This is a genomic window from Ruegeria sp. AA6 (assembly GCF_056542865.1).
In genome coordinates, this window is record NZ_JBQGAN010000006.1 from 65,937 (window position 1) to 92,055 (window position 26,119).

Below are 26,119 nucleotides of genomic sequence, written 5' to 3' on the forward strand. Positions count from 1 at the left end.
GACCTCTGAGGCAGGTATAGGCCGGTGGGCATGAAATTTGAAACCCCCCTTGTCCCCGCCCGCCTGATCCACCGCTACAAACGCTTTTTGGCCGATTGCACACTGGAAGACGGGTGCGAGGTCACCGCCCATTGCGCCAATCCGGGTTCGATGATGGGGCTGGCCGAGCCGGGTGAGAAAATCTGGCTGGAGCCCAACGACGACCCGAAGAAAAAGCTGAAATACGGCTGGAGGCTGGTCGATCATGAAAACGGTCATTTTACGGGGGTCGATACCTCTGTCCCCAACAAAGCCCTGCGCGCCGCGTTGGAGGCGCGTGAAATCCCCGAACTGGCCGCCTATGAAACCGTCCTCCCCGAGGTCAAATACGGCGAAAACAGCCGTATCGACTTTTTGCTGACGCAACCGGGTCTGCCGGATGCCTATGTCGAGGTCAAAAGCGTAACCCTCTCGCGCCAGCCGGACCTGGCCGAGTTCCCCGACAGCGTCACCGCGCGGGGCACCAAGCATCTGGGCGAACTGGCGGCTATGGCGGCACAGGGCCACCGGGCGATTATGCTGTATCTGGTGCAACGCACCGATTGCAGCAGCTTCGCGTTGGCCGCCGATATTGACCCGGCTTATGCGGCAGCGTTCGAGGCTGCGCAGGCAAAAGGGGTTGAGCGATTGGTTTACGGAACGCGGATTTCACCGGACGGGGTTTGGGTCACCTCGGCACGGTTCAAAGACTGAAAGGATGCAACCAGAGTGAAAGTCTTGACCAGCCTGCCACCAAATTCTCGTCCAGCTTACAAACGGCAGTCAAAAACTGTTGCGGACAGAGGCATTGTATAGTTGCTGCTTTCAAAGCACGCGTGCAGGGCGGACAGGATTTCAGCAACAACGGCATCCGGATCCACGGCTCCGCGCTCCTTGATTTCATCAACCAATGGGTTGCCATAGACCAACGCAGTTGCGAATTTTTCGATGTCGACGATCGGCTTTGCCAACCTAATGGTTTCGTGCCGGACATCCGTCCAACCTGCGGCCATTAGATCGGCACGAACGACATCCGGGTCACCGTAGTGAAACGGGACCTTGTAAAACCCTGGCGGATCGCCCGGAAAGAACTGAGCCACCGTCTTATGTGCCGTTTCAGAGAACGGATTCTCGGACATCGGGCTCCAGACATTGAAGAGGTAGCGCCCGTCCGGCTTCAGGACACGCGCGGCTTCGCGAAATGACTCGGTTTTGTCGGGAAAGAACATAACTCCGAACTGACAAACCATCACATCAAACGAGTTATCGTCGAACGGCAGTTCCATCGCGTTCGCAGTTAAAAATTCCACGTTTTCTTCCGCCGCAAACTTGCTCTTTGCAATTTCAAGCATCGGAGCGTTCAAATCTGTTACCACCAGCGACGCATCAGGTTGCAACCGGTCACGCAGTCTTCGGCTGACAATCCCTGTGCCAGCCGCAAGCTCCAACACCTTCTCAGCTTTGATACCCTTGCACAGATCAGCCAAGTGTTCTGCGTAATCCGCGAAAATGTTCGGCCCCAAACCTTGATCATAGTGGCTTGGAATGTCGCCAACGAAACTTGCAGAATTGCTAGCCATTGTCTCCCCCGTTTCCTTTCGAAAATATCAGGAAACCTACAGGAAACACTGCTTCCAAGCGAATCCGCAGGATCAAGAACATTATTGCGTGGTGAACCCGGCGCAAAACGCGCCTGATAAGCGGATGGGCTTGCCGGTAATTTCCACATTAAACCGATCGGCTTTTCCTTGCATTTGCAGGCCCTTCTCTGGTTTCAGCACCAAAGCAGACTTGCCATGCGCCAGTTCAAAATTACCTGAGGGTCTACATATGATCTGGCGCCAAATTTACGTTGCGACCGTGCGCCCTCTGGAACTTTCTGCACAAGCAGCGTAAAAGAAGTGCTGCGCGAAACATTTGGAGCCTCGCACCGATGAAAGAACATCGTGGCCGCCTGACCAAGGACGGCATCCGCATCTATGAACAGGGTGACTTTGCTGGCATGCACGCGGCAGGGGCCCTGGCGGCGCGGATTCTGGATGACATTGCAAGCCACGTCTTTCCCGGACAGACCACTGGCGCGATCGACGGGCTGATCACTCAGATGGTCGAGGATGCGGGGGCGACCTCGGCGACGATCGGCTATAAGGGCTATCAACACGCCAGCTGTATTAGCGTGAATCACGTGGTTTGCCACGGCATTCCCGGTGACAAGCGGCTGAAGGATGGCGATATTCTGAATATCGACGTCACCGTCATTGTCGATGGCTGGTTCGGCGATACGTCGCGCATGTATGTGGCCGGTAAGCTGCCCCGCAAAGCCGAACGCTTGATTCAGGTGACCCATGACGCCTTGTTCAAAGGTATCGAGATGGTCAAGCCGGGTAACACTTTCGGCGATATCGGTCACGCGATTCAAGCCTATGTCGAGGCGCACCGGATGAGCGTTGTCCGCGACTTCTGCGGTCATGGGCTGGGCCGCGTGTTCCACGCGCCGCCAAATGTGCTGCACTATGGCCGCCCGGGCACCGGTGCCAAGCTGGAAGAGGGCATGTTCTTCACCATCGAACCGATGGTCAATCTGGGTCGCCCCGAGACCAAGACGCTGGCCGATGACTGGACCGCAGTCACCCGCGACAAGTCGCTGTCGGCGCAGTTCGAACATTCAGTGGGTGTGACGGCAGATGGGGTTGAAATCTTTACCCTCTCACCGGGCAATAAGTTTCACCCGACCTATTCTTCCTGATCCGCGGCCTGATCGCGCAGCAGTTTCAGCAGTAATGTTTCGTGCCCCCATGGCGTGATTGCGTCATGGATAAACACCGGTGCGCGCATCGGCTTGCGCTCAGGCCCGGTGGCGGTGTCGCTGTCTTGGGTTGTCGTCCAGAACGGAGAGGTCAGAGCACGGTCCATGCGCCGAACTCTAACACAGCTCGGTCAAATCCCCAAAAGCGTCGGAACGTCGGCCATGTCACGGAAGACCTCGGCGCCAAGGTCGGCCAGTTTTTCGCCTCTCCCATCAGGAGCATAGGCCAGACACCGCATTTTGGCGCGGATTGCAGCGGTGACACCGCTGGCGCTGTCTTCGATGACAATCGGAGCTGCGGCGGCGAACTGTTTCGCTGCAGTCAGGAACATCGTCGGGTCGGGTTTAGCCACGCCCAACACATGAGCCGAAAACATTACGTGCCGAAAACGCTCCCACAAACCGTTCTGACCCAGAGTGATCTTCATCTTGTCCGGACTGCCATTTGAGGCAACGCAGAACGGGACGCCGCAAGAGTCCAGCGTGGTCAACAAATATGAAACACCCGGCATCAAATCGACACCCTGACGCAAGCGGTCGTAGGTTTCGGCATAAACCTCATCAACCCAGTCGTCAGGCAAGTCCGCACCCAGTTCCCGCGCCTTGTCCCGAACACCAGTCATCGTACCGCCCAGAAAGAATCCAACGCTGTCTTCAACGGTGAGGTTCAGCCCGTATCGCGCAAGGTTCTCGACCAGCACTTGATTGGACAGCGGCTCGCTGTCGACCAGAACGCCGTCGCAATCGAAGATGACCAGATCATGCATCGGGCTCTCCGCTCCACATCAAGGTGATATGTGTGTCGCCGTATTTCCTGCTGTCCTGCAAAGTGAAACCGGCAGGCGTCTGCATCGGCGCGTTTTCCTCCCACACGATCAAGGCACCTTCGGCGACCCAGTCTTGGGAAAGGGCGTCGAGGGCCTTCTGACCCATGGACTTGCCATAAGGCGGGTCCAGAAAGATCAGATCATAGGGCGCGCCGGGGTTTCCCCCCAGCCGCGTGGCATCCCGGCGGATCATGTTAGTGCGGTCGGCGCTGTGGGTCAGGACGATATTCTTTCGGATCAGACCCTGCGCCACGCGCCCGTCATCGACAAAAGTGACATGCGCCGCTCCGCGCGACAGGGCCTCAAGCCCCAGCGCGCCGGTGCCTGCAAACAGATCCAGCACGCGCAGCCCGTCAAAGTCGATCTGATGGCTGAGGACGTTGAACAGGCTCTCGCGGACCCGGTCAGTGGTGGGGCGCAGATGTGCGCCCGCGTCCCCTTTGCCGACCGAGGCCAAGGCCCGGCCCCGGAACTCTCCGGCGATAATCCTCACGCTTTGAGCAGCGGTTTCAGGTCCGCACCCGGGTCGGCGACCACGGCTGGATCGGCGGTTTTGCCTGCGTCGATCAGGCGTTTGCCGACCATATAGGCGCGCGGGTCGTTCATCGCATCGACAGCGATCAACTGATCGCCCTTGTAGTACCAGAAGGACACGGTCTGCCCCTCACCCTGACGCGTCACAACGCGATCATAACCTGTGTTCAGGCCCGCGATCTGCAGTTTCACGTCATACTGATCCGACCAGAACCACGGCGTCGCCACATAGTCCTTTGCCGCACCCAGCATGTTCTGGGCCACGATCTCGGCCTGATCAATCGCGTTTGGCACGCTCTCCAAACGAATTCGCGCGGCGCCATGCGGGAAGGACGCGCAATCCCCCGCCGCCCAGATCGACGGATCGGAAGTACGGCCATGGGCATCGGTTTTGATGCCATTATCCAACTCCAGCCCCGCCATCTCGGCCAATTGTGTCGAGGGGACAATGCCGACGCCGACAACAACGAAATCAACCTTAATCTCAGTGCCATCTGTCAACACCGCGCCGACCACCTTGCCGTTATCACCAACCAGGCGATCTAGCCCGACCCCTTCACGGATATCGGCACCGTATTCGGTATGCAGCGCGCGGAAGTAATCGCTGGTTTCAGGCGCAGCGACGCGCTGCAGGATACGATCCGCCATCTCGACCAGTGTCACCTTGACCCCACGCTTGGCGCAGACTGCCGCAGCCTCAAGCCCGATATAGCCGCCGCCTACGATCAGGGCACGCGCGCCGTCTTTCACCCGAGGCTCCATCTCGTCGATATGGGCCAGATCGCGCACCACATGCACGCCCGCAAGATCACCGCCGATGGCAGCAGGCAGGTAGCGCGGGTCAGATCCGGTGGTCAGGGCCAGTTCGTCATAGGAAATCACCTCGTCACCCACGGTGACGGTCTTGGCTTGCGGGTCAATCGCAGTGACCCGCTGACCCAGACGCAGGGTGATGTTGTTCTCGGCATAAAAACTCTCGGGCCGCAGGAACAGGCGTTCCAGTTCCATCTCGCCCAGCAGATAAGCCTTGGACAGGGGCGGACGCTGATAAGGCAGATGCGGCTCGGCCCCGATCAGCGTGATATCCCCTTCAAACCCGTCTTTACGCAGCCTGGCCACAAGCGACGACCCCGCCTGGCCTGCACCGATCACGACAATATGGCTCATGTTCCTCCCACCGTGTCGAATTCCCGTGGTCTCATCCACGCGACCACCTATATTGCGGCTGAGCCCGACTCTGCAAATCCAAACGACAGGAGCTTAAAAATGATTTCAACAGGTGACACACTGCCCGACGCAACACTGACACAAATGGGCGCTGAAGGCCCCGAAGAGGTGAGGATTTCAGACAAGACCAAAGGCCGCAAAGTGGTGATATTTGCCGTGCCGGGCGCCTATACGCCAACTTGCCATTCGGCCCATGTACCCAGCTTCATCCGAACCAAGGATCAGTTCACCGCCAAGGGCGTGGATGAGATCATCTGCGTTTCGGTCAACGACCCGTTCGTGATGAAAGCCTGGGGTGAGGCCACGGGCGCGGCGGATGCCGGCCTGACCATGCTGGGCGATGCTTCGGCCGAGTTCACCAAAGCCATCGGCATGGAGTTCGACGCCCCGCCCGCCGGTCTTTTTGCCCGGTCCAAGCGCTATGCGATGCTGGTCGAAGACGGAAAAGTCACCGCACTCAACCTGGAAGAAAGCCCCGGCGCTTGCGAAATTTCCGCCGGTGAGGGCCTGTTGGACGCAATGTAAGCTATATGGCCCCAAGTCACTTTGGGGCCGTAAACGCCATTTAACTTGATGCAACCCCCTGATCAGCCAATAGTTGTGACATACAATCAGGGAGTTCATTGATGAAACTAAAGATATTTACTCTAGTGCTGGGCACAGCGGGCGCGCTTGCCGCCTGCGGCCCAGCCCCTACGCCACAACAACAAGCAGCCCGCCAGCATGAGATTGCCTGCCTCAGCGGCACTTTGGGCGGGGCTTTGATCGGCGGCGCCATCGGCAATCAGTTCGGCGGCGGATCCGGCAAAGCGATTTTGACAGGGGCCGGTGCAGCAACCGGCGCTGTTCAAGGCAACAGATTCGCATGCTGAGGAGATCTAGAATGACACGTGTAATTTTAGTAGCCGCAGTTGTTCTGGCGGCTGGTGCGGCCTCGGCTGAATCTGTTGGGCAACTGCACGAAAATGAGTTGAAGGCCATCGACGCAAACAATGACGGGTTCCTGTCCAAAGACGAGTTCAACGCCTTTTCCGACTATGCCTTTCAGGAAATGGATGATGACAAAAATGGAACACTTGGATTGGACGAGGCAAAACCGTTTTTGGACATAAAACAGTTCCAGGACGTTGACCGGAACAATGATAACTTTATTTCAAGGGCGGAATACGATGCGCAGATGAACAATGATTTCAATACTGCGGATCAGGATGGCAATGGTCTGTTAGACTAGTATCTGGGGTTTGCGATGAACAAATGGATCGGTTTAGGAGCACTTGCACTGCTTGCGGCCTGTGATGCGCCGCAAGCCCCGGTAGTGACAGGGCCAAACGGTCAAACACGCATACAAATCAACACGTCTGGGCTGACGTGCTACAACACTCGCTGTCTCGACATCAATCTGGCCGCACGCAGTGTCCGTCAGATCGGCAACCGGACAACCGGCATTCCCAGCGGCATTAATGTCAGCGACGGCACCGTGACACCTGCGGAATTCGAACAGATGGGTATCGCAGCGTCTCTTGCGGGTGGCGTCGGTTCAGGAAACCGTTAACACAGGCTGTCCATCTTGCGCGCCAATTTGGCATCCAGCGCAGACAACCCGCCTACATCATGGGTGGCCAGTGTGACCTCGACCGTGCGGTATACATTGGACCATTCCGGGTGGTGGTTCCATTTCTCGGCAAAGATCGCCACTTGAGTCATCCAGCCAAAGGCATGCACGAAATCTTCGAAGATAAAGGTTTTGGTGATCGCATCCCGGCCTTCGACCATGGTCCAGCCGTTATTGAACAGCGGGTCCAGAAGCGGTCCGCGGGTCTCGGGCGACAATAGTTCGGTCATTGCTGTTCCTCCGGGTTCGATTTCCTGAACGGTCCATATTCCGTCAGAATCTCGATCTCTTCTCCCACTGCGTGGGCCTCGGCGTCCAGATATTTCCTGATCGCATCGGCAAAGCCCGGGTCAGCGACCCAATGCAAGCTGTGCGTGCGTGTGGGCAGATAGCCGCGTGCCAGTTTGTGTTCTCCCTGCGCACCGGCCTCGACCCGGGCCAAGCCCTCCGCAATGGCAAAGTCGATCGCCCTATAATAGCACAGTTCGAAATGCAGGCAGGCATGGTGTTCGACACAACCCCAATAACGGCCAAACAGCGTTTCGCGCCCAATGAAGTTCAACGCCCCCGCAATCGCATACCCGTCGCGTTCCGCCAGCACCAGGGCCATGTCATCGGCCATGGTTTCATGAGCGATATCAAAGAATTGCCGCGTCAGATAGGGTGAACCCCACTTGCGTGCGCCTGTGTCCTGATAGAACCGCCAGAACGCATCCCAATGCTCAGGGCGCAAGTCATCACCGGTCAGGGTACGGATTTCGCCTCCAAACCCACAGGCTTGAGCGCGTTCCTTGCGGATATTCTTGCGTTTGCGCGAGGACAAGGCGGTCAGAAACTCATGAAAATCAGCGTAATCATCGTTCAGCCAGTGAAACTGCTGCGACTGACGCAGCAACAGGCCCATCTGTTCGCCTGCCAGCGCCTCGTCCTCGGTGCAGAAGGTGGCATGCAGCGATGAAACCTGATTATCCGCCGCCAGTTGCACCGCCCCCTGCACCAACGCAGACATGCCCAGCGTCTCGTAGCCCGGCCTTACCAGAAAGCGCCGCCCGGTGGCGGGCGTGAAGGGCACAGCGATCTGCAGCTTGGGGTAATACCGCCCGCCCGCGTTTTCATAGGCATGGGCCCAGTTGTGGTCGAAGATATATTCACCCTGACTGTGCGACTTGGCGTACATCGGGGCTGCCGCGATCAGCATCCCGTCCAGATAGGTGGTCAGGTATTGCGGCTGCCAGCCGGTCCCCGGCCCGACCGAGCCGCTGTTTTCCAGCGCCAAAAGAAAGCGATGAGTGGTGAAAGGATCAAGAGGCCGTCCACCATCGGCGGCCTCGGGGCAGGCGCAGGCATCCCACTCTGCCGCAGAAATCTGCGAGAGCGTTCCCAGAACCCGAACTTCGATTTGCGCCTGATCCATGTGCCCTCCGCTTCTGGTCATTATCTGTGACCGTGGGGACAGGGTTCAACCCGGATGGGGGGCCAAATACCCTTCGAAGGTCACATTATCGGCAACGGCGCGGGCCTGTGCCTCTTGTTCAGGCGACCGTACGGTCCAGCACAGGATCGGCACACCGCGCGCCTTCAATTCGGCCACGCGGGGGCGGGACAGGTCCGCAGCCTCATGGCTGATGAAACTGGCCCCAACCCGGTCGAAATCGGGAATGTCACGCAGGTGATCGCAGACTGCCTGCGGCAGCAGCTCGACTTTCGGTTGGTAGGAACAGGTCACCAAACCACGCGGCAAATGCGGAGCGAGGCGCGCCAGTTCCGCCACACTGTTGGGGTTGAACGACATCAACGCCACCGGCCCGTCATAGCCCTGCAACGCACGAACAGCGTCAGCCTCCAGCGACCCAATATTGGTGCCCATCGCGCCGTCCTGATCCTTGAACTCGATCAGCAGCGGTACCTTGCTGTCCACCATTTCCAACACTTCATCCAGCGTCGGAATACCGTCATCGGCGTGCAGCAACTGGGTCGCCTGCGCCTTTTCAGCCGAAATTTGCTGGATCGGGCCGGACTGTCCGGTCAGGCGGGTCATGTCGTAATCATGAAACACCATCGCCCGGTTGTCCGAAGTCAGTTGCAGGTCGATTTCAATACCATATCCGGCCTCGATCGCGGCACGAATGGCCGCCCGGCTGTTTTCCGGGCGGTTGTCGGTCTTGTCATGCAGCGCCCGATGCGAGATCGGGGCCTGCAGGAACGCGGACGGCAGGGACGGTGTCATTGGACCTCGAAAATACCTTCGATTTCGACGGCCACGCCCAGCGGCAGCGACGCGGCACTGACAGCCGAACGGGAATGCCGACCAGCCTCACCCAGCGCTTCGACCAGGAAATCGGACGCACCGTTAATCACTTGCGGCTGAGCGGTAAAGTCCGCGGTCGAGTTCACAAAGCCGGTCAGTTTGATCACCCGCACCAGCTTGTCGATGTCACCGCCACAGGCCGCCTTGACCTGCGCCAGCAGGTTGATCGCACAGACTTTTGCGGCCTCGGCGCCCGCCTCAACCTCCATGTCGTCACCCAGCTTGCCAGTGATCAGATCGTCAGCCATGGAAATCTGTCCCGAGACATAGACGATATTCCCCACCCGTACGAAGGGCACGTAATTTGCCGCCGGTGCTGGCGCGTCCGGCAGGCTGACGCCCAGGCTTTCCAGTTTCGCTGCGATGCTCATGAGGTTTCCTCCCAATCTTTGAGTCGCGGCGAAGCTAACCGGGACGGCCCGGTTCGAAAAGTGCGAAAACAGGGATGGACGCGCCGAAAAGGTGGGCGTAACTTTTCTTATTCCGAAGAATTGAACAGGCGCCGCTTTACCTACATCCGCCGCGCAGGTTAAACGCTATCTGTTTCATATTGAGTGTGAAACGAGTATGTGACATCGAATTGGGCCATGCTAGATGGCCACAGGCAGTATTGATTAAGTGTTCGGGCAATCAAAACCCGAATGGTTGGAGTGGCAAAGACCGTGTTGAGCAGACCCCGCCTGAAGTACCTGATTGTTCTGCCTCTGGTGGTAGTGCTTGGCGCCTGCGCCACGCGTCCCCCGGAAGGCACCCCCCCGAATGAAGTTTTTGACCCCTACGAAAACACCAACCGGGGCATTCACAAGTTCAATCTGGGCGTCGACAGGTTCCTGTTCCGCCCGGCGTCTAAAGGGTACGTGAAGATTGTCCCCGATCCGATGGTGACCAGCTTCAACAATTTTGCCGAAAACTTATCCTTGCCGAGCCAGGCGGTGGATTACCTGCTGCAGGGCAATCCAAAGCAATCCGGCAATGCGCTGCTGCGCTTCGTCATCAACATGACTGTGGGCGGGGTAGGCCTGTCTTCGCCTGCCAATGAACTGAACCTGCCCCCCGTGGACACGGATTTCGGGGAAACCCTGCACGTTTGGGGCGTGGGCGAAGGTGCTTATGTCGAATTGCCTTTCTACGGCCCGTCCACCCAGCGGGACGCTATCGGGGTCGTAGTCAACCTGTTCACCAACCCAATTGATTTCGCCCCGACACGACCAGCTGACAACCTGGGAGTTTATGCCGAAGTTGTCCGCCGGATGGGCGACAGGGGTCGGTTCTCGGATACGGTTGATTCGATCCTGTACGAAAGCGCCGACAGCTATGCGCAGGCACAGACAATTTATATCCAAAACCGTCGCTTTGAACTGGCACGCGATGATGAGGAAGCCTATCTGGGACTGTATGATGACCCCTATGCCGAAACCGGGACCGACCCTGTCAGGGACCCCTACCTAGACCCCTACGAGGACCCCTATGCTGAATAACTATTTGAACAGACGCAATTTTATTGCAACCAGTTTGGCCGGCACAATAATGGCCGCTCTGCCCGCATTTGCACAGACCGAGGCCAGCGCCAAAGCGTTGGTCGTGAACGTAGTGGACGATATCAATCGCGTGATCGCCTCGGGCAAATCCGAGAAAGCCATGATCCGCGATTTCGAGAAAATCTTTGTGCAATATGCCGATGTGCCGATTATGGCGCGTTATGTGCTGGGTGCGGATGGCCGTTCGGCGAGCCGATCCCAGATCAATCAATTCACCAAAGCGTTTCAGGGTTATATCTCGAACAAATACGGACGCCGCTTCCGCGAATTCATCGGTGGTCAGGTCACCGTGCGCAACGCCCGCAAGATCAAGGCAGGATACGAGGTGCGCACTTCGGTCAAACTGCAGGGGTCGTCCCCGTTCGAAGTCACATTCCTGGTTTCGGACAAATCGGGCCGCGACAAGTTCTTCAACATGTTCATCGAAGGCGTGAATATGCTGCTGACCGAGCGCACCGAAATTGGCGCCATGCTAGATGCCCGTGGCGGTGATTTGAACCGTCTGATCAAGGATATGAACCAGAACAAGCTCAGCTGATCCGGTTCACCAGGTAAAAAAACGCCGCGCGATAGGGTTCACGCGGCGTTTTGTATTCAGTTCAAGCGCTCGCCGGTTTCCTTGGCAAAGTAAGACACTTTGCTCATATCAAAGGCGAGATTGAGCATCTTGCCTGCCTGCGCGCTGGTTTCCGCGTGCAGGCGCGCGGTGACTTGTTTGCCGCCCAACTCCGACACGACGTAAGTGTCTGCGCCCGCAGGTTCGACCATATCAACCATGCAGGCGGCCTCTTGCACGCCAGCCCCGGCACGGAACCCGGCCTCGGCGATATCCTCGGGGCGCAGGCCCAGGATGACGTCCTGCGGCAAAGACAGATCGCGGGCATCGTTCAGAACCAGCGTCTCACCTGCTTCACGCGAGATTGCGATCTGGGTACCCGACCCATTGTTGGTCGCCTGCGCCGGGATCAAGTTCATCGCAGGCGAGCCCATGAAATCAGCCACAAACAGGTTGGCCGGGTTGTTGTAGATCTCGGCCGGAGTGCCGATCTGCTGCACGATCCCGCCTTTCAGAACCACAATCTTCGTCGCCAGCGTCATCGCTTCGATCTGATCGTGGGTCACGTAGACAATGGATGCGTCCAAGGTCTGGTGCAGCTTCTTGATCTCGGTCCGCATCTCGACCCGCAGCTTGGCGTCGAGGTTGGACAGCGGCTCGTCAAACAGGAACAGCTTGGGATCGCGCACCAGCGCCCGACCCATCGCCACCCGCTGACGCTGACCGCCGGACAACTGGCTGGGGCGGCGGTTCAGCAGAGGTTCGATTTGAAGCAGTTGGGCGACCTCTTTCAGCTTGGCGTCCTGCGTCGCCTGATCGACACCGCGCACTTTCATGCCGAAGGTGATGTTCTTAGCCACGGTCATGGTCGGATACAGAGCGTAGGACTGGAACACCATCGCGATGTCGCGGTCCTTGGGGCTGACATGGGTCATGTCGTTGCCACCAATCGACAGGGTGCCGCCGGTGATCTCCTCAAGCCCTGCGATGCAGTTCAGCAGGGTGGACTTACCGCAGCCCGAGGGGCCGACCAACACCAGGAAATCGCCCGGTTCGATCGAGATATTGATGTCCTTCAGAATCTCGGTTGCGCCGTAGTTCTTGTAGAGTTTGTTGATGTCGAGAATAGGAGCCATGGGTCTTATCCCTTCACAGAGCCAGCGGTCAGGCCGCGGATGAAATACTTACCGGCAACGACATAGACGAGCAGCGTCGGAAGCCCCGCGATGATCGCGGCGGCCATATCGACGTTGTACTCTTTGACGCCGGTGGTGGAGTTTACGATGTTGTTGAGCGCCACGGTTACGGGCTGTGTGCCCGCCTGGCTGAACGACACGCCGAACAGGAAGTCGTTCCAGATCTGCGTGAACTGCCAGATCACGGTCACCACGATGATGGGCAGCGACAGCGGCAGGAAGATCGACCAGAAAATCCGCAGGAAGCCTGCGCCATCAACCCGGGCGGCCTTGGTCAGTTCGGACGGGATGGTGACATAGTAGTTGCGGAAGAACAGCGTGGTGAAGCCCAGCCCGTAGATCACGTGGACAAAAATCAGACCCGGAATGGTCCCGGCGATCCCCATCAGGCCCAGCAGACGCGCCATTGGCAGCAGAACCACCTGAAACGGGATGAAGCAGCCAAACAGCATCAGCGAGAAGATGATGTTGGCGCCTTTGAACCGCCACTGCGCCACGACATAACCGTTCAGCGCGCCCAGCAGGGTCGAGATGGCCACAGCAGGCACCGCGATCAGGACAGAGTTCCAGAAGTAAGGCCGCAGACCCTCGCACTGGATACCGGTGCAAGCGCCGGACCATGCGGTTTTCCACGCGTCAAAGCTGACTTCACGTGGCAGGGAAATAAGGCTGCCGGTGCGGATTTCCTCAAGGCTTTTCAGCGATGTGGTGAGCATCACGAACAGCGGCATCAGGTAATACAGCGCAAACAGGCCCAGCAGGACATAAAGCAGCCAACGCAGGGCAATCTTGCCAGCGGCGCTTTGGGTGCGGGTTTGAGATTGGGATTGGGGCATCGACAGATCAGTCATTTTTCGCCCTCAGCTCTGAGTAAAGATAAGGAACCACGATTGCAAAGACGACAAGCATCATGATCATTGCAGAAGAGGCCGCCTGACCAATATCGCCGCGCGAAAACGCCATGGCGTACATGTAGGTTGCTGGCAGATCGGTAGCGTAACCCGGACCACCGCCTGTCAGGGCGATGACAAGGTCAAAGCTCTTGATCGCAAGGTGGGCCAGCACGATGAAGGCAGACAGGAAGATCGGTGCCATCGAGGGGATGATGATCGCCGTATAGATGCGCCATGTGGGGATGCCATCGACTTGGGCTGCCTTGATGATCTCTCCGTCCACCGAGCGCAGACCGGCAAGGAACAGCGCCATGACGAAGCCCGAGCTTTGCCAGATCGCAGCCATCACGATGGTGTAGATGGCGTAGTCCGGGTTCACCAGCCAGTCGAACTCGAAATTGGTAAAGCCCCAGCCCTGAACCATGGATTCAATGCCCAGACCGGGGTTCAGAATCCACTTCCACGCAGTACCGGTCACGATCATCGACAGCGCCATAGGGTACAGGTAAATCGTGCGGATCGCCCCTTCGACGCGGATTTTCTGATCCAGCAGGATGGCCAGCAACAAGCCCAGCACCATCGCGATCACGATGAACAGCGCGCCGAAGATATAAAGGTTGTTGATTGCCGTATCCCAACGCGGGGAGTCGAACAGGCGTTCATACTGGATGAAGCCCTTGATCTCGTATTTCGGCAGTAGTTTCGATCGGGTTAGTGACACCCAAGCCGTCCATCCGATAAAGCCGTAGACAAAGATCAATACGGCAATGAACGACGGTGCCAGCACCACCTTGGGCAGGTGGTTTTCCAGCCATTCGGACATTTTTTCCTCCGGGGAAAGATGCTCTGCCCCTCAATATAGGGGGCAGAGCGTGTTGGATCAGTAGCTGTTTGCCACTGCAGTCGCCAGTTGCTGAACTGCGTCAGCCGACGACATATCCGAGTTGAAGTGCGCAGTCACAACATCCGTAATCGCACCGGACTGCGACCCGCGCAGCGCCATACCATGAGCATAGGACGGCAGCAGCGAACCGCTTGCCGAGGTCGCGCCCATATCTTCGGCCGACAGATTGGCACAGATGTCGAAGTCATCCAGTGCAACGTCTGTGCGTGCAGGGATCGAGCCTTTGTTCAGGTTGAACACTTTCTGGAAGTTCGGTGCGACGATCAGCTTGGCCAGCAGGTCCTGACCGGCTTTCTTGTCATCGCCATCCACGTCGAACATGGCAAAGCTGTCGACGTTGTACAGATAGCCGTCGCCGGGGGTCGAGGCGCACAGGAAGTCCTCACCGGGGGTTTTGCCCGCCGCCAGGAACTCACCCTTGGCCCAGTCTCCCATGATCTGAAACGCCGCTTCGCCGTTCATCACCATCGCAGTGGCAAGGTTCCAGTCGCGACCCGAAAAGTTCTCATCCACATAACCGCGCATCAGGCGCATCTGGTCAAAAACCTGCACCATCGTGTCCGAGGTCAGCGCCTCGGGGTCCAGATCAACCAGCGCTTTCTGATAAAACTCTGGGCCGCCAACGCCCAGCACAACCGCTTCGAACACGGTGGCGTCCTGCCACGCCTGACCGCCATGGGCCAGCGGGATGACACCGGCATCCATCAGCTTGGTCGCGGCGGCGTTGAATTCGTCCCACGTTGTTGGCATTTCGATGCCGTTCGCAGCCAGAACGTCTGCGTTGGCCCAGATCCAATCGACGCGGTGCACGTTCACCGGTGCGGCGCACCAGGCACCTTCACACATCATATGGCCGGCAATCGAAGCTGGCAGCACGTCCGCCCAGCCTTCGGCTTCGGCGACAGAGGAGATATCGGCCAGAACGCCTTCTTCATACCATTCCTGAATGGCGGGGCCTTTGAGTTGAACCGCCGTCGGAGCATTGCCCGACAGAACGCGGGCACGCAGCGCGGTCATCGCCGCATCACCACCGCCACCGGCGACGGGCATATCGGTCCAGGTGCCGCCATTCGAGGCGAACTCTTCCTGCAGAACGGCCACCGATTTGGCCTCACCCCCAGAGGTCCACCAGTGCAGAACCTCAGCCTGTGGACCGGCCAGAACCGACGACCCGGCCACAACGGCCAAAGTCGAAACGGTCGCAAATGCAAAACGCTTCATTTCGTGTCTCCTCCCTAGAGAACTTTGTGACTGCCGAAGCAGCGATGCCCGCCATACTGCGGCCAGTTTGCCGTCTGACAATGTGTAATCCGGGGCAAATGCCCTTCACCGCCCAATTTTTCACCGCTTTTGTTACAGCGTGTTACGTTGATATTGAATCTGTTTCCATTCGTTACAATGCATGATGTCGGAGGAGCAGAAATTGGGAGGGAGAACCGCGTGAGCATTCCGCGACTATTGGTGGTGGATGACGACCCCGAGATGCGGTCGATGATGACCCAGTTCCTGCAACAGAACGGGTTCATCGCTCTGCCTGCCAGTTCCGAAAGCGAGATCCGGTCGCATCTGACCGCAGGCCGGATTGATCTGATCCTGCTGGACGTGATGCTGGGGGACGAAAACGGGGTCGAGATTTGCGCCCGCCTGCGGGCAGAGCAGGACGTGCCGATCATTCTGGTCTCGGCCCTGTCCGCCGATCACCAGCGTATGGCGGGGTATGAGGTCGGGGCCGATGACTATATCGCCAAGCCCTTCAACCCCCAATTGCTGCTGGCCCGTGTGCGCGCCGTAATGCAGCGGGCCCGTCGCACGCCCTCTCTGGCCTATCGCCGCCGGACCAAGAGCTTTCGGTTCAACAACTGGAGCTATGATGGCAAACGGGATGAAGTGCATTCGCCCGAGGGCTATCTGGTGTCGCTGTCGCAACGCGAAACCGCGCTGCTCAAGGTTCTGTTGGCGAACCCGCATATCCCCCTGACCCGGGATGAAATCGCCGCCGCGCTGGATGTCACCGGAAGCGTCGACCAACCAGAAACACAAGGCCGCGCCATCGACATGCTGGTCGGGCGGCTGCGGTCCAAGATCGAGGCCAATCCGAAAGACCCGCAAATGCTGCGGACCGAACGCGGGGTCGGCTACGTCTTCGCTGCCGAGGTCTCGGTGGAAGAGGACGCATGACAACCCGCGCTCCGCGCCTGCGCAACCTGGGCTGGATCTGGACCGGGGCGGCCTTTGCCTCGGGACTGCTTGCCGCAGGGTTATGGTTCGCCTCGGCGCGCGCGTGGGACGTTTTTCTGACACGTGCCTATGTCGCAGGCTTTTCGGTTTACGAGGACCTGCGCGTAGGACAGACACCACCGCCCGGCATCTCGATCACCGCCCTGCCTCCCGGTCCTGCGCAGCTGGCCGATGCCGGGCAATTCGAACAATTGCCGGGACTGTCGGATCGCAGCTTTGTCACCAACCTGTCGATCCTGACCGACCCCACCGACCCACTGGGTGGGAGTGAGTTGACATTGGCTGTGATGTCCGATCGTTTGGTCTATCCGGTTTCGGATATCCTGTCCGGGATCGATCAGACCGCGCCAGAGAAAATGGGCAACCTCACCCGGCTGCTGGCCACATATTGCAGCGAGCCGATCCTGATCGCACGGTTTGGAGTCAATGACTGGCAACAGGTGGACGGCACCGATATCTGGGGTTGCAAGGCCGCCCCCGCCGACCTGCGCCTGCCTGCCATTCTGGCCGCAATTGTGGCGCTGGCGATGATTTTGACCTCGGTCGGCAATGTCTCGGACAGTTTTACCCGCTTTGCCACAGCCCTACGCGACCGCAAGCGCAGGGGTGGGCCGAACAGCTATGACGCAGACGGTCCTGCCGAACTGCGTGATATCGTTTCGGCCGTGAACGCGCATCTGGATGACGAACGGATGCAACTGGAAAAACGCGCGACGGTTCTGTCCGGCGTCAGTCACGACCTCGGTACACCTGCCACACGGGTCCGCCTGCGTGCCGCCTTGATCGCCGATGATGAGCTGCGCGAAAAGCTTGAGGCCGATGTGGACCAGATGACCGGCATGATCGAAAGCGTGCTGACCTATACGCGGTCAGAGCTGAGCGTCGAGGAACCGCAACAGATTTCCCTGACGGCACTGGTCGAGTCTCTGGTCGCCGATTATCAGGACATGGACCTGCCGGTGACACTTAAAAAAATCGCCCCGGTCGCGATTGAGGGCGCGCCCTCGGTCTTTATGTCCCGGCGCGGGCACGGATCGCTGCCCGAAACGCGGCGCATGCTGGTGATGGGGCGGCCTATTTCTCTGAAAAGGGCGCTGACTAACCTGATCGACAACGCCCTGAAATATGGCCGTCATGCCGAAGTTCAGCTGGAAACCGACGCCCGCATGGCCACTATCACGGTCGAGGATAAAGGGGCCGATTTGTCTGTTTCGGATATCGAGGCGCTGATGGCCCCATTCCGGCGCGGCTCTAACATCGGTTCGTCCGACGGGTTCGGTCTGGGCCTGACCATCGTCGCCACGATTGCCGAACAGCATGGCGGATCACTTAGCTTCGAGGCCGGGGATCAGGGTCTGCGTGCGCGACTACAGATCACCCGGCAATGATGGCTCAGGTCATGTAGCTGCGCACCAAAGCCCCGGCGATCAGCGACCAGCCGTCGGCGATGACAAAAAACGCCAGCTTGAACGGCAAGGAAACGGTCGCAGGCGGCACCATCATCATCCCCATCGACATCAGCACCGCCGCCACCACCAGATCGATGATCAGAAACGGCAGGAAGATCAGGAACCCAATCTGAAAGGCCCGCGCAATTTCCGAAAGCATGAACGAAGGCATCAGGATCGAAAGCGGTGCTTCGGGCGACAGCGCAATTGCATTGCCATCGGGGCGCAGGGCCGCCATGGCGTGAAACGTATCCGGGTCCAGCCGCGCCGCCATAAAGGCACGAAACGGTTGAATGGCGATCTGTAGCGCTGGCTCAACCTCCATCCTTTCCTCGACCATCGGGCGGATGCCGGTGATCCATGCCTCAGAAAACACCGGCTCCATGATGAAATAGGTCAGGAACATCGCCAGGCTGACGATCAGCATATTGGGCGGCGATTGCTGCAGCCCGATGCCCTGCCGCAGAATGGCCAGAACGGTGATCAAAAACGGAAAACAGGTGATCATGATCGCTAGCCCCGGTGCAAGGCTGAGGATGGTGATCAACAGGATCAACTGGATGGTCCGCGCCGAGATCGAGCCGCCCTCACCCAATGACAGCGACACCTCCTGTGCCACAGCCAGCGATGGGGACAAGATCGCAAGCGCGACAACCAGCCAGAGCAACAGCCGCATCAACCGATCCCGTTCTGCAAATCCGCAATCTCGGTCAGGCGTACGGCCAGTTGTCCGGCCTGATCGCCCTCCATTTCTTCCAGCAAGCCACGGGCGACCAGTTGATCGCCGACATACAGATCGACCGGGTCCTCGATCCGTTTGTCCAGCGTCAGCACGGCGTTCTCACCCATGTTCAGCAGGTCGCGGATCAAGGGTCGCGCGCGCCCGACCGAGACCGTGACCTCGATCGGGACAGCTTCGAAAGGGTTAGCTTTTTCAGATTTCGTGGTCTGGGGGTCACTCATTGTTCACTGCCTCTTTTGCCTCAAATACATATGCGTCGAATGCCCCCGCGACCGAGGCAAGCAGTCCGCTGCAATCCACCTCGCGCCGCGAGGTGCCGACCTGCAATCGGGCCTGTCCGGACCCTAGCGACGGGTCTTCAATCACGCGGGTGGGTGACGACAGATCCTGCGGCAACAGAGCCTCAACCTCATCCATGCGGCCCGCAGGCACGAAGATCTGCATCGGCTGGCCGACCTGTTCACGCGCCATGTCCGCCAGCTGTTCCACCAGCCGCGCGGCAAAGCCGCGATCCAGCGTCTCGGGCAAAACAACCTGCACCAGGCTTTGAAACATCGGCTCCAGCGACAGGGTCATCCGCGTGACCGCCTCGTGATAGGTGAAGGACATGTCCTCAAGTGATTTGGCCAGTTCGGCCGAGACCTGGCCCCGGCTTTGTTCCTGCGCCTGAACCGCGTCTTCCCAACCGGCGCTGTAACCTTGTTCAAAGGCCGCCAGCCGTTGTTCTTCCAACGCGTCCTCATCCAGCAGGTGCAGCTTGCCACCACCAGCCTGCAGGGTGAAATCCTCAAGAAGATGGGCAATCGACATCAAACACGCTCCTCGCCTTCTTCAAGCCAACTGCGCAAGATCTCGACGGTCTCTTCCTGTTTGTCGCCGATCATCGCGCGCAACCGATCCACCGGATCAGCACCCGGCTGCGCGGCCAGCGCCGGAACGTCCCCGGCAACGGATTGCCCGGGAAGTGGCGTGAATTGACCGTCCTCATCCGTCGCAATTTCTCCGGTCAGAAAAGCTTCGGGTTCGGATGATGCGCCTGCTGGCAGCACTGCCGGTGCCATCGACGGTTTCATCAGAATCGGACGGATCACGAACAGCCCAAGCACCAAAGAGACAAGCGCCAGAACGGCCATCTGGATCAGCGACATCACATCGAAATGCACCTTTTGCCAGACTGAGGCCGAGGCCAGCGTGCCCTGCGGCTCAATCACCGGCAAATCCAGCGATTTCAGTGTGATAACGTCCCCGCGCGTCTCATCGAACCCAACCGCAGAGGCCACCAGCTCTTTCAGCGCGTCCATCTCGGCCTCGGGCATGGGTTCAAAACTTTCCACCCCGGCCGCGTCCACCGCGCGCGTTCCGTTGACAAGAACCGCGACCGTCAGGCGTTTGATCGCGCCCGGGGCATTGTGAACCTCAAGCTCTGTCTCAGACACCTCATAGTTCACCCGCTCTCGCGTCTGGGTCGCGTTGGAATTCGATTCGTCTCCGCCAGCACCATCGCCATCAGGCAGGTTCGAGGCCACAGTGACATCCGCAGATTGGTTGCGGGCACTGTCTGAGCGTTCTTCGACGTCAGTACTGATGGCCACGCGACCATTGGGGTCAAAACGGCGTTCGCGGATGGATTCGGTCTTGGTCACCGTATCTACACTGACCTCAACCACGGCATTCCCTGCGCCAACGCGCGCCTCGATCAGTCGCATCACCCGTTCGCGCAACTGGCGCGCCTTGTCATCGGCCGTGTCGGCAGCCACAGCCGTCTCTTGCGCGCCGATCACTACACCATTTGAATCGACAACGGTAACATTCTCGGGCGCCAGTCCACTGACCGCCGAAGCCACCAGAAACCGGATCGCCTTGGCCTGATCCGAGGTGATCTGAGCCCCCGACGGCACAAGATAGACCGAAACCGTCGGAGCAACGCTGCGCTGAAACGGATTGGTCGATCCGTTGGCAATATGGACCCGTGCTTGGCTGACATGAGGGCTTCCGACGATGGTCCGGGCCAACTCACCCTCTTTCGCGCGCCAATAGGCGGCGTCGAACATCTGCGACGTAGTGCCGAATCCGCTGAGAGAGTCCAGCAGCTCATAGCCCTGATTGCCATTCGCTGGCCAGGGTCAGGCGCAGCTCATCCCGCTGCGAACCGGGCACGTAGATCGAGCCGCCGCGAATCTCGTACGTAACACCGCGCTGTTCCAGCGATCGAACTATATCCCCCGCCGCGCTACTTTCCAGCCCCGCATAAAGCAGGGTCATCGACGGCGCCGTCACCAGGCGCGACATCGCAAGGACCCCAAGAAACACCAGCACAACCGCACCGGCAACGATGATTTGTTTACGCCTGTCCAAACTTGCCCAGACAGTTCCGATCTGCTGCACGCTCACCTCCGACTCGCCGACATTCTGCCCGGCGCATCTCCTGTTTGGACGATTGCCCTTAACAATCGGTTAGTCCCTGCCGGGTTATGACGATTCCAGAACACAGCAATGAGGACGTCATGACTGACGCGACTGCAGAACAGGCAGAAGCCCCGGTAAAGTCTGGAAAAAAAGGACTTGTTGTCGGGGTGATACTGGCAGTGTCCGGGGCCGCAAGCGGGTATTTCCTGACCACATCGGGCATGTTGCCCTTTGGCGGGAAACCCGTGGCGGAAGAGGCAAAAGAGAAGAACAAGGGCAAGGCAGTTAAGGCGTTGCCGCAGGTGGGGTTCATCGACCTTCCGCCGGTGATCGTCTCGGTCAATGCAGGCGATTCGCGACATCTGAAATTTCACGCTCAGCTTGAGGTGAACAGCCAATACGCCACCGATGTCGAAAAGATGAAACCGCGAATCATGGACATTCTGAATGGCTATCTACGCGCGGTCGAAGTGTCGGATCTTGAGGATTCGCTCGCCCTGATGCGCATCCGCGGCCACCTGCTGCGGCGCATTGAAATTGTCGTCGGCGAGGGGCGCGTACGCGATGTCCTCGTGATGGAATTTGTACTGAATTAGGAGGCGGAATTGGAGCTGATTGCAGATATTTTGCTGGTCGCCGGGGCGCTGGGTGCGGGTCTTTATTGTTTCGTGTTGTCCAGGCGGCTCAAACGATTCACGGATCTGGATAAGGGTGTTGGCGGCGCGGTCGCCGTTCTGTCCTCACAGGCGGATGAGTTGAAGAAGTCGCTTGGTGCAGCGCGCGCGGCATCGGACCAATCCGGTGAGGCTCTGAAAGAACTTACACAACGCGCTGAATCGGTCGCTCAGCGTCTGGAGCTGATGATGGCCGCTATGCACGACGTCGTTCCGACCGAGGACATGGCCGCGAAGGCTGCCGAAGCTGAACCCGCCAAGCCCCCAAAGGGGACAAGCGCAGATCCCGATGCGATCGTCGAGGAGGCAGAAAGCTCAACTGAATTGAGCGAACAGCCTGCAGGGCCGGAAGGCAATGTTGAAGCGGCCGATCAAACCGCAGAACCAACTGCAACCGCTGATGAGGTCAAAAAACCCGAGGAAATGGAACCCGAAACTCCGGCCAAGCGGCCCGATGGCTTGATGTTCTTCCGGCATGACCGCTCTCGGGGTGAGGTATCGACATGACCCGCAAGCCAACCGAAAAACGCCCCAAAAGTGGCGTGCTGGCGGTCATCTCGTTGTTAATGATCGGATCTGCTGCGATTCGCGTAGGTTTGGAAGCGGGTCCCGCCTTGGCAAAAGGTGCCGAACCGTCAATGCCAGAAGCCAATCAGACACGGGCCGAATTGCCTGGGGCACAGATCTTACTGACCGAGTTGCTACGCCGGGAAGAAGCCCTGAAGCAACGCGAGGCGGCTGTTCTGGACAAGGAAAAGGCGTTGGCCATTGCCGACCAAGCGATCGAGACGCGCATAGTTGCCCTGCAAGAGGCTGAAGAGGCCCTGCGCCAAACGCTCGCCATTGCGGAAAAGGCTGCCGAGACAGACCTCACGCGTCTGACGGATGTCTATCAAAGTATGAAACCAAAAGACGCCGCCGCTTTGTTTGAAACGATGGACCCCGGTTTTGCCGCTGGCTTCCTGTCGCGCATGCCGCCGGATGCCGCTGCTGGCGTTCTGGCGGGGCTGAGCCCCGAGGCCGCTTACACGATCAGCGTCATTATGGCGGGCCGCAACGCTGCGGCTCCTCAGGAATAATAACTAACCCCGTGCAAGGCTTTGCTGGAGACCCCCCATGATTGGACTTATCGGAATTGTCGTCATTTTCGCCATGGTGTTCGGCGGTTATCTGGCTGCGGGCGGCAAGATGACCATCATCCTGAAATCTTTGCCTTTTGAGATGATGATGATCGGCGGTGCTGCGGTCGGAGCCTTCCTGATCAGCAACGACATGAGCGCTGTCAAACATACGGCCAAGGACATGGGAAAGGTGTTCAAGGGGCCAAAGTGGAAGCCAGAGGATTACCGCGACCTGCTGTGCCTGCTGTTTTCCCTGATCCGCATTGCCAAAGCCAACCCGGTCGAGGTTGAGCAACATATCGAAGACCCGGAAAACTCGTCTCTGTTCTCGGCCTACCCCAAGATAAAGGCAGACAAAGAGGCGGTTGATCTGATCTGCGATACCATGCGGTCCGCGTCGATGAACTACGACGATCCGCATCAGGTGGAGGAGGTGCTGGAAAAGCGGATGGAGGCGAATTTCCACCACGCCATGCATTCCAGCCACGCATTGCAGACGGTCGCGGATGGTCTGCCCGCTCTGGGCATCGTGGCGGCGGTTCTGGGGGTGATCAAAACAATGGGCTCCATCGATCAACCACCCGAAGTGCTGGGTAAACTGATCGGTGGCGCTCTGGTCGGGACCTTTCTCGGGGTGTTTCTGGCCTATGGTCTGGTCGGTCCCTTTGCGGGCAAACTGAAAGCCGTCGTTGAAGAGGACAACCATTTTTATCAGCTAATCAAGGAGGTATTGGTCGCTAATCTACACAACCACAACGCAGCGATGTGCATTGAGGTCGGGCGCCAGAACACGCCGACCCATAACCGACCGGACTTTACCGAACTGGAAGAAGCGCTGAAAGAGCTCAAACAGGCGGCGGCATGACTCGGTTTGCGATCCTGGTCTTCGCCATCATGGCGGCAGCCAACGGAGCGACCGCGCGCGATCTAACGGTACGTTCCGGTGAACATGATGGCTATACCAGACTGGTTGTTCAGGTCCCGCCAGACACCGGTTGGATCTTGAAACAGACAAAGAACGGCGCCCGCCTGAACGTCGCGCTGGAGGATGTGGTCTTTGAAACGGGGTCGGTTTTTCAGCGGCTGACCCAAAATCGACTGGCGACAATTTCCCAACCGGAACCGGGCGCTGCCCTTGAGATGGAGTTTGGATGCGACTGCTCCGCCTCGGCTTTTCTGTTCAAGCAGACAATGATTGTGGTGGACATCGCGCCGGGAACTTTTCCGCCGCCACTGACCAGCGACATTCCCGCGCCCGTCCTGCCCAAAACCCCAAAACAAGACAAAGCGCCTGGACCTGATCAGGCATTAGATGCGCTAGCTCTGCCGTTGCTGAACCTGAATGCGAGCGGCTTTGAGTCTCAACTGTCAACGCGGCTGTTGCAAGGCGCGGACCGTGGCATCGTTGACCTGAAGATTGCCCCGGTGGGACCACGCGCGACACATCATAATCAGAGCCTGTTTTTGCCTTCCGATGTGGAACTGAATGTCCAGGTGACTTCGATCTTGGACGATCTCAATGGGCTATTGGGGCCGGATATTCCACCGGTCGAACGCCTCCCCCCTTGTGTCTCCAGTGCCGAATTGGCGTTTGACGACTGGTCCGACAATCGTCCGTTTTCCGAACAAACGGCGCAACTGCGATCCAGGCTTTATCAGGAATTCGACGCCGTCGACAAAACCCAAGCACTGCAATTGGCCAAACTCTATGCCTACTTCGGTTTCGGGGCTGAGGCACATACGGCTCTTGGCCTGCTGGACGAGCAATCTGCAGAGGCACAACGGATCGCAGCCGTAGCCCACATTCTGGATCACGGTCCGTTGACTAAAAAGAACCCATTCTCTGGGCTTCAGCGATGCGATAGCGATGCGGCTTTGTGGGCCGCGCTTTCCGAAGGTCGTTTGCACGAGGATGCCAACCTGACTGCTATCGAGCAAACATTTGCGCGCTTGCCGGATCACTTGCGGCGCCATGTCGGCCCGACGCTTTCGGATATTTTTGTGGATGGTGGCGAATTGGAAGCCGCCCGCCGCGTTTTACGTTCAGTGGATCGCGTCAAGACACAAACCAGCGCGAATGTAACGCGAGCCAACGCCAACGTTTCATCGGCTGAGGGGCAGGCTTCCAAGACCGAAGCCTTGCTCACCAAGGTCATCGAATCCCCTTTCGCCTCGCTGGAAGCCCCCCTGGCATTGGCCCGCCTTGTCGACAAACGCTGGGCCGACCGCGGAGCTGTCTCACCTCAGGACATTGACTTGGCCGAATCTTACACGGTCGAGTTTCGCAGGGCCGAGATCGGCCCCATGATGCTGCGAACGCACGCTGTTGCTCTGAGTCTGGGTGATGACTTTGATGCTGCGCTCGACCTCGTAGGGGAATTTCCGGAAGACACGGAAAACGCCGAGGCGTTGAATCGTGTGGTTATTATTATGACCGAGCGGGCCGATGATACCACTTTTCTGCGCCGCATCCTCAGCATGCCATCGGCACAGACGTTGAACCTGACAACTGATGCCGCCGTTGCCGTTTCAGCAAGGTTGGTGGATCTTGGGTTTTCGCGACAGGCGCACGCTCTGGCAAAACGCCCCCAGGACAGCGTGAGGCGTGGCGAGCGCGCCCGCCTACGGGCTAAGGCAGCTCTTTTGGCCCAGCGTCCGCATCAAGCTATGTTGGAATTAGCCGACGATCCGGCGGATGAGGCAATTGCGTTGCGAGCAGAGGCGTTGGTCCAGGCAGGGGATTACTCAAAAGCCGGTTCTCTCAAGCGTAACGTGGATCGTATTGACGAGGCCAATCGGCTGTTTTGGCTGGCGGATCAGGCCAATGAAGTCGATTTGGAACATGGCGCGAAATTCAGCCAGATGGCTCAATTGACTCAAGAGCTAACGTCGCCACAAGTGCGCGAACCTGACAAGCCGCTGGCCGATGCAGAACAACTGTTAAAGGACAGTACAGATCTTCGCCAAAGGATCGCTGAAATGTTTCAAATGCTAGATCAGGAATAGAAACGGCGCGCTCATGTATGTCTCTAATAAAGGGAAAGTTGGCATAGATTAGCACCTAAACCTGC

31 protein-coding genes and 1 pseudogene are annotated in these 26,119 nt (G+C 58.4%); 15 read left to right on the forward strand and 17 right to left on the reverse strand.

Annotated elements, in window-relative coordinates; translation table 11 throughout:
- The first annotated feature begins 30 nt into the window (after window positions 1-30).
- A complete protein-coding gene (gene sfsA, locus ACR0LN_RS10065; RefSeq protein ID WP_480429478.1) occupies window positions 31-732 on the forward strand; it encodes a DNA/RNA nuclease SfsA in 702 nt (233 codons plus the stop codon).
- A 56-nt stretch (window positions 733-788) separates the two neighbouring features.
- Here sfsA and ACR0LN_RS10070 read toward each other — a convergent pair whose 3' ends face one another.
- Window positions 789-1,598 carry a class I SAM-dependent methyltransferase gene (locus ACR0LN_RS10070; protein ID WP_480429479.1) on the reverse strand — a complete coding sequence of 270 codons (810 nt, stop codon included), beginning with the start codon at window positions 1,596-1,598 and terminating at the stop codon, window positions 789-791.
- A 353-nt stretch (window positions 1,599-1,951) separates the two neighbouring features.
- On the opposite strand from ACR0LN_RS10070, the gene map reads away from it, so the two are divergent.
- A complete protein-coding gene (gene map / locus ACR0LN_RS10075) occupies window positions 1,952-2,764 on the forward strand; it encodes a type I methionyl aminopeptidase (protein ID WP_480429481.1) in 813 nt (270 codons plus the stop codon).
- Here map and ACR0LN_RS10080 read toward each other — a convergent pair.
- The 4 genes from ACR0LN_RS10080 to ACR0LN_RS10095 are packed head-to-tail and all read right to left on the reverse strand — an operon-like array spanning window position 2,752 to window position 5,352.
- Window positions 2,752-2,931 carry a hypothetical protein gene (locus tag ACR0LN_RS10080; RefSeq protein ID WP_480429482.1) on the reverse strand — a complete coding sequence of 60 codons (180 nt, stop codon included), beginning with the start codon at window positions 2,929-2,931 and terminating at the stop codon, window positions 2,752-2,754. The genes map and ACR0LN_RS10080 overlap by 13 nt on opposite strands.
- Window positions 2,932-2,955: 24 nt before the next feature.
- Window positions 2,956-3,591: an HAD family hydrolase gene (locus ACR0LN_RS10085; protein WP_480429483.1), complete on the reverse strand. Its 636-nt coding sequence runs from the start codon at window positions 3,589-3,591 to the stop codon at window positions 2,956-2,958.
- Window positions 3,584-4,144 carry a 16S rRNA (guanine(966)-N(2))-methyltransferase RsmD gene (gene rsmD, locus ACR0LN_RS10090; protein WP_480429485.1) on the reverse strand — a complete coding sequence of 187 codons (561 nt, stop codon included), beginning with the start codon at window positions 4,142-4,144 and terminating at the stop codon, window positions 3,584-3,586. Before rsmD ends, ACR0LN_RS10085 begins: the two co-directional genes overlap by 8 nt.
- The gene (locus ACR0LN_RS10095) at window positions 4,141-5,352 is read right to left on the reverse strand and encodes an NAD(P)/FAD-dependent oxidoreductase (RefSeq protein ID WP_480429487.1); all 1,212 of its coding nucleotides are present in this window, start codon (window positions 5,350-5,352) and stop codon (window positions 4,141-4,143) included. The genes rsmD and ACR0LN_RS10095 overlap by 4 nt, the downstream gene beginning before the upstream one ends.
- 99 nt (window positions 5,353-5,451) lie before the next feature.
- Here ACR0LN_RS10095 and ACR0LN_RS10100 point away from each other — a divergent pair, with 99 nt between their 5' ends.
- The 4 genes from ACR0LN_RS10100 (at window position 5,452) to ACR0LN_RS10115 (ending at window position 6,964) form a co-directional block, all read left to right on the forward strand.
- Window positions 5,452-5,937 (forward strand): redoxin family protein, encoded by a 486-nt coding sequence (locus tag ACR0LN_RS10100; protein WP_480429488.1) that lies wholly within the window; start codon window positions 5,452-5,454, stop codon window positions 5,935-5,937.
- A gap of 101 nt (window positions 5,938-6,038) precedes the next feature.
- The gene (locus ACR0LN_RS10105) at window positions 6,039-6,284 is read left to right on the forward strand and encodes a glycine zipper 2TM domain-containing protein (protein WP_480429490.1); all 246 of its coding nucleotides are present in this window, start codon (window positions 6,039-6,041) and stop codon (window positions 6,282-6,284) included.
- 11 nt (window positions 6,285-6,295) lie between these two features.
- A complete protein-coding gene (locus tag ACR0LN_RS10110; RefSeq protein ID WP_480429492.1) occupies window positions 6,296-6,643 on the forward strand; it encodes an EF-hand domain-containing protein in 348 nt (115 codons plus the stop codon).
- A 15-nt stretch (window positions 6,644-6,658) separates the two neighbouring features.
- The gene (locus tag ACR0LN_RS10115; RefSeq protein WP_480429494.1) at window positions 6,659-6,964 is read left to right on the forward strand and encodes a hypothetical protein; all 306 of its coding nucleotides are present in this window, start codon (window positions 6,659-6,661) and stop codon (window positions 6,962-6,964) included.
- Here the strand turns inward: ACR0LN_RS10115 and ACR0LN_RS10120 are convergent.
- Genes ACR0LN_RS10120 through ACR0LN_RS10135 form a run of 4 tightly spaced genes read right to left on the reverse strand, consistent with a single transcriptional unit; the run spans window position 6,961 to window position 9,703 of the window.
- Complete coding sequence (locus ACR0LN_RS10120) at window positions 6,961-7,254, reverse strand: 4a-hydroxytetrahydrobiopterin dehydratase (protein ID WP_480429496.1); 294 nt, start codon at window positions 7,252-7,254, stop codon at window positions 6,961-6,963. The genes ACR0LN_RS10115 and ACR0LN_RS10120 overlap by 4 nt on opposite strands.
- Entirely contained in the window at window positions 7,251-8,438 is a 1,188-nt protein-coding gene (locus tag ACR0LN_RS10125) for a GNAT family N-acetyltransferase (protein WP_480429687.1), read from the reverse strand. The genes ACR0LN_RS10120 and ACR0LN_RS10125 overlap by 4 nt, the downstream gene beginning before the upstream one ends.
- Window positions 8,439-8,483: 45 nt before the next feature.
- Window positions 8,484-9,251, reverse strand: coding sequence for a glycerophosphodiester phosphodiesterase family protein (locus tag ACR0LN_RS10130; protein ID WP_480429498.1), 768 nt, complete (start codon window positions 9,249-9,251; stop codon window positions 8,484-8,486).
- Window positions 9,248-9,703, reverse strand: coding sequence for a RidA family protein (locus ACR0LN_RS10135; RefSeq protein WP_480429499.1), 456 nt, complete (start codon window positions 9,701-9,703; stop codon window positions 9,248-9,250). The genes ACR0LN_RS10130 and ACR0LN_RS10135 overlap by 4 nt, the downstream gene beginning before the upstream one ends.
- A 270-nt stretch (window positions 9,704-9,973) precedes the next feature.
- On the opposite strand from ACR0LN_RS10135, the gene ACR0LN_RS10140 reads away from it, so the two are divergent.
- Together ACR0LN_RS10140 and ACR0LN_RS10145 are read left to right on the forward strand one after the other, a co-directional pair.
- A complete protein-coding gene (locus ACR0LN_RS10140) occupies window positions 9,974-10,810 on the forward strand; it encodes an MlaA family lipoprotein (protein ID WP_480429501.1) in 837 nt (278 codons plus the stop codon).
- Entirely contained in the window at window positions 10,800-11,408 is a 609-nt protein-coding gene (locus tag ACR0LN_RS10145; RefSeq protein ID WP_480429503.1) for an MlaC/ttg2D family ABC transporter substrate-binding protein, read from the forward strand. The genes ACR0LN_RS10140 and ACR0LN_RS10145 overlap by 11 nt, the downstream gene beginning before the upstream one ends.
- 56 nt (window positions 11,409-11,464) lie before the next feature.
- Here ACR0LN_RS10145 and ACR0LN_RS10150 read toward each other — a convergent pair whose 3' ends face one another.
- The 4 genes from ACR0LN_RS10150 to ACR0LN_RS10165 are packed head-to-tail and all read right to left on the reverse strand — an operon-like array spanning window position 11,465 to window position 15,640.
- Window positions 11,465-12,562 carry an ABC transporter ATP-binding protein gene (locus ACR0LN_RS10150; RefSeq protein WP_480429505.1) on the reverse strand — a complete coding sequence of 366 codons (1,098 nt, stop codon included), beginning with the start codon at window positions 12,560-12,562 and terminating at the stop codon, window positions 11,465-11,467.
- 5 nt (window positions 12,563-12,567) lie between these two features.
- Entirely contained in the window at window positions 12,568-13,473 is a 906-nt protein-coding gene (locus ACR0LN_RS10155; protein ID WP_480429507.1) for a carbohydrate ABC transporter permease, read from the reverse strand.
- Window positions 13,466-14,338: a carbohydrate ABC transporter permease gene (locus ACR0LN_RS10160; protein WP_170387762.1), complete on the reverse strand. Its 873-nt coding sequence runs from the start codon at window positions 14,336-14,338 to the stop codon at window positions 13,466-13,468. The genes ACR0LN_RS10155 and ACR0LN_RS10160 overlap by 8 nt, the downstream gene beginning before the upstream one ends.
- A 57-nt stretch (window positions 14,339-14,395) precedes the next feature.
- Window positions 14,396-15,640 (reverse strand): ABC transporter substrate-binding protein, encoded by a 1,245-nt coding sequence (locus ACR0LN_RS10165; RefSeq protein WP_480429509.1) that lies wholly within the window; start codon window positions 15,638-15,640, stop codon window positions 14,396-14,398.
- 219 nt (window positions 15,641-15,859) lie between these two features.
- Here ACR0LN_RS10165 and ACR0LN_RS10170 point away from each other — a divergent pair, with 219 nt between their 5' ends.
- Both ACR0LN_RS10170 and ACR0LN_RS10175 read left to right on the forward strand, forming a co-directional pair.
- Window positions 15,860-16,597 (forward strand): response regulator transcription factor, encoded by a 738-nt coding sequence (locus ACR0LN_RS10170; protein WP_480429511.1) that lies wholly within the window; start codon window positions 15,860-15,862, stop codon window positions 16,595-16,597.
- Window positions 16,594-18,045 carry a sensor histidine kinase gene (locus tag ACR0LN_RS10175; protein ID WP_480429512.1) on the forward strand — a complete coding sequence of 484 codons (1,452 nt, stop codon included), beginning with the start codon at window positions 16,594-16,596 and terminating at the stop codon, window positions 18,043-18,045. Before ACR0LN_RS10170 ends, ACR0LN_RS10175 begins: the two co-directional genes overlap by 4 nt.
- A 4-nt stretch (window positions 18,046-18,049) precedes the next feature.
- On the opposite strand, the gene fliP is transcribed toward ACR0LN_RS10175, so the two are convergent.
- The 4 genes and pseudogenes from fliP to fliF all read right to left on the reverse strand — a co-directional run bounded on the left by fliP (window position 18,050) and on the right by fliF (window position 21,232).
- A complete protein-coding gene (fliP, locus tag ACR0LN_RS10180) occupies window positions 18,050-18,781 on the reverse strand; it encodes a flagellar type III secretion system pore protein FliP (RefSeq protein WP_480429514.1) in 732 nt (243 codons plus the stop codon).
- The gene (locus tag ACR0LN_RS10185; RefSeq protein WP_480429516.1) at window positions 18,781-19,068 is read right to left on the reverse strand and encodes a FliM/FliN family flagellar motor switch protein; all 288 of its coding nucleotides are present in this window, start codon (window positions 19,066-19,068) and stop codon (window positions 18,781-18,783) included. The genes fliP and ACR0LN_RS10185 overlap by 1 nt, the downstream gene beginning before the upstream one ends.
- On the reverse strand, window positions 19,061-19,657 hold the full coding sequence (locus ACR0LN_RS10190; protein ID WP_480429518.1) for a FliH/SctL family protein: 597 nt from the start codon (window positions 19,655-19,657) through the stop codon (window positions 19,061-19,063). Before ACR0LN_RS10190 ends, ACR0LN_RS10185 begins: the two co-directional genes overlap by 8 nt.
- A pseudogene (fliF, locus tag ACR0LN_RS10195) lies at window positions 19,657-21,232 on the reverse strand (flagellar basal-body MS-ring/collar protein FliF). Before fliF ends, ACR0LN_RS10190 begins: the two are co-directional and overlap by 1 nt.
- Window positions 21,233-21,351: 119 nt before the next feature.
- Here fliF and ACR0LN_RS10200 point away from each other — a divergent pair.
- The 5 genes from ACR0LN_RS10200 to ACR0LN_RS10220 are packed head-to-tail and all read left to right on the forward strand — an operon-like array spanning window position 21,352 to window position 26,054.
- Entirely contained in the window at window positions 21,352-21,849 is a 498-nt protein-coding gene (locus ACR0LN_RS10200; protein WP_480429520.1) for a flagellar basal body-associated FliL family protein, read from the forward strand.
- 9 nt (window positions 21,850-21,858) lie between these two features.
- Window positions 21,859-22,434, forward strand: coding sequence for a hypothetical protein (locus ACR0LN_RS10205; protein ID WP_480429522.1), 576 nt, complete (start codon window positions 21,859-21,861; stop codon window positions 22,432-22,434).
- Window positions 22,431-23,006 carry a MotE family protein gene (locus ACR0LN_RS10210; RefSeq protein ID WP_480429524.1) on the forward strand — a complete coding sequence of 192 codons (576 nt, stop codon included), beginning with the start codon at window positions 22,431-22,433 and terminating at the stop codon, window positions 23,004-23,006. The genes ACR0LN_RS10205 and ACR0LN_RS10210 overlap by 4 nt, the downstream gene beginning before the upstream one ends.
- Before the next feature lie 37 nt (window positions 23,007-23,043).
- Window positions 23,044-23,913, forward strand: coding sequence for a flagellar motor stator protein MotA (motA, locus tag ACR0LN_RS10215; protein WP_480429526.1), 870 nt, complete (start codon window positions 23,044-23,046; stop codon window positions 23,911-23,913).
- Window positions 23,910-26,054, forward strand: a complete 2,145-nt coding sequence (locus tag ACR0LN_RS10220) for a hypothetical protein (protein WP_480429527.1) — start codon at window positions 23,910-23,912, stop codon at window positions 26,052-26,054. The genes motA and ACR0LN_RS10220 overlap by 4 nt, the downstream gene beginning before the upstream one ends.
- The last annotated feature ends 65 nt before the right edge of the window (window positions 26,055-26,119 follow it).

What these genes read in the sequence shown, in the direction of transcription:
- ACR0LN_RS10200 (WP_480429520.1), top strand. Translation starts at nt 21,352, where the DNA reads ATGACTGACGCGACTGCAGAACAGGCAGAAGCCCCGGTAAAGTCTGGA.
- ACR0LN_RS10160 (WP_170387762.1), bottom strand. Translation starts at nt 14,338, where the DNA reads ATGTCCGAATGGCTGGAAAACCACCTGCCCAAGGTGGTGCTGGCACCG.
- ACR0LN_RS10110 (WP_480429492.1), top strand. Translation starts at nt 6,296, where the DNA reads ATGACACGTGTAATTTTAGTAGCCGCAGTTGTTCTGGCGGCTGGTGCG.
- ACR0LN_RS10080 (WP_480429482.1), bottom strand. Translation starts at nt 2,931, where the DNA reads ATGGACCGTGCTCTGACCTCTCCGTTCTGGACGACAACCCAAGACAGC.
- ACR0LN_RS10095 (WP_480429487.1), bottom strand. Translation starts at nt 5,352, where the DNA reads ATGAGCCATATTGTCGTGATCGGTGCAGGCCAGGCGGGGTCGTCGCTT.
- map (WP_480429481.1), top strand. Translation starts at nt 1,952, where the DNA reads ATGAAAGAACATCGTGGCCGCCTGACCAAGGACGGCATCCGCATCTAT.
- ACR0LN_RS10165 (WP_480429509.1), bottom strand. Translation starts at nt 15,640, where the DNA reads ATGAAGCGTTTTGCATTTGCGACCGTTTCGACTTTGGCCGTTGTGGCC.
- ACR0LN_RS10085 (WP_480429483.1), bottom strand. Translation starts at nt 3,591, where the DNA reads ATGCATGATCTGGTCATCTTCGATTGCGACGGCGTTCTGGTCGACAGC.
- fliP (WP_480429514.1), bottom strand. Translation starts at nt 18,781, where the DNA reads ATGCGGCTGTTGCTCTGGCTGGTTGTCGCGCTTGCGATCTTGTCCCCA.
- ACR0LN_RS10120 (WP_480429496.1), bottom strand. Translation starts at nt 7,254, where the DNA reads ATGACCGAACTATTGTCGCCCGAGACCCGCGGACCGCTTCTGGACCCG.
- ACR0LN_RS10150 (WP_480429505.1), bottom strand. Translation starts at nt 12,562, where the DNA reads ATGGCTCCTATTCTCGACATCAACAAACTCTACAAGAACTACGGCGCA.
- ACR0LN_RS10100 (WP_480429488.1), top strand. Translation starts at nt 5,452, where the DNA reads ATGATTTCAACAGGTGACACACTGCCCGACGCAACACTGACACAAATG.
- motA (WP_480429526.1), top strand. Translation starts at nt 23,044, where the DNA reads ATGATTGGACTTATCGGAATTGTCGTCATTTTCGCCATGGTGTTCGGC.
- ACR0LN_RS10105 (WP_480429490.1), top strand. Translation starts at nt 6,039, where the DNA reads ATGAAACTAAAGATATTTACTCTAGTGCTGGGCACAGCGGGCGCGCTT.
- ACR0LN_RS10070 (WP_480429479.1), bottom strand. Translation starts at nt 1,598, where the DNA reads ATGGCTAGCAATTCTGCAAGTTTCGTTGGCGACATTCCAAGCCACTAT.
- sfsA (WP_480429478.1), top strand. Translation starts at nt 31, where the DNA reads ATGAAATTTGAAACCCCCCTTGTCCCCGCCCGCCTGATCCACCGCTAC.
- ACR0LN_RS10130 (WP_480429498.1), bottom strand. Translation starts at nt 9,251, where the DNA reads ATGACACCGTCCCTGCCGTCCGCGTTCCTGCAGGCCCCGATCTCGCAT.
- ACR0LN_RS10175 (WP_480429512.1), top strand. Translation starts at nt 16,594, where the DNA reads ATGACAACCCGCGCTCCGCGCCTGCGCAACCTGGGCTGGATCTGGACC.
- ACR0LN_RS10140 (WP_480429501.1), top strand. Translation starts at nt 9,974, where the DNA reads ATGGTTGGAGTGGCAAAGACCGTGTTGAGCAGACCCCGCCTGAAGTAC.
- ACR0LN_RS10220 (WP_480429527.1), top strand. Translation starts at nt 23,910, where the DNA reads ATGACTCGGTTTGCGATCCTGGTCTTCGCCATCATGGCGGCAGCCAAC.
- ACR0LN_RS10185 (WP_480429516.1), bottom strand. Translation starts at nt 19,068, where the DNA reads ATGAGTGACCCCCAGACCACGAAATCTGAAAAAGCTAACCCTTTCGAA.
- ACR0LN_RS10155 (WP_480429507.1), bottom strand. Translation starts at nt 13,473, where the DNA reads ATGACTGATCTGTCGATGCCCCAATCCCAATCTCAAACCCGCACCCAA.
- ACR0LN_RS10145 (WP_480429503.1), top strand. Translation starts at nt 10,800, where the DNA reads ATGCTGAATAACTATTTGAACAGACGCAATTTTATTGCAACCAGTTTG.
- ACR0LN_RS10125 (WP_480429687.1), bottom strand. Translation starts at nt 8,438, where the DNA reads ATGGATCAGGCGCAAATCGAAGTTCGGGTTCTGGGAACGCTCTCGCAG.
- ACR0LN_RS10190 (WP_480429518.1), bottom strand. Translation starts at nt 19,657, where the DNA reads ATGTCGATTGCCCATCTTCTTGAGGATTTCACCCTGCAGGCTGGTGGT.
- ACR0LN_RS10210 (WP_480429524.1), top strand. Translation starts at nt 22,431, where the DNA reads ATGACCCGCAAGCCAACCGAAAAACGCCCCAAAAGTGGCGTGCTGGCG.
- ACR0LN_RS10135 (WP_480429499.1), bottom strand. Translation starts at nt 9,703, where the DNA reads ATGAGCATCGCAGCGAAACTGGAAAGCCTGGGCGTCAGCCTGCCGGAC.
- ACR0LN_RS10115 (WP_480429494.1), top strand. Translation starts at nt 6,659, where the DNA reads ATGAACAAATGGATCGGTTTAGGAGCACTTGCACTGCTTGCGGCCTGT.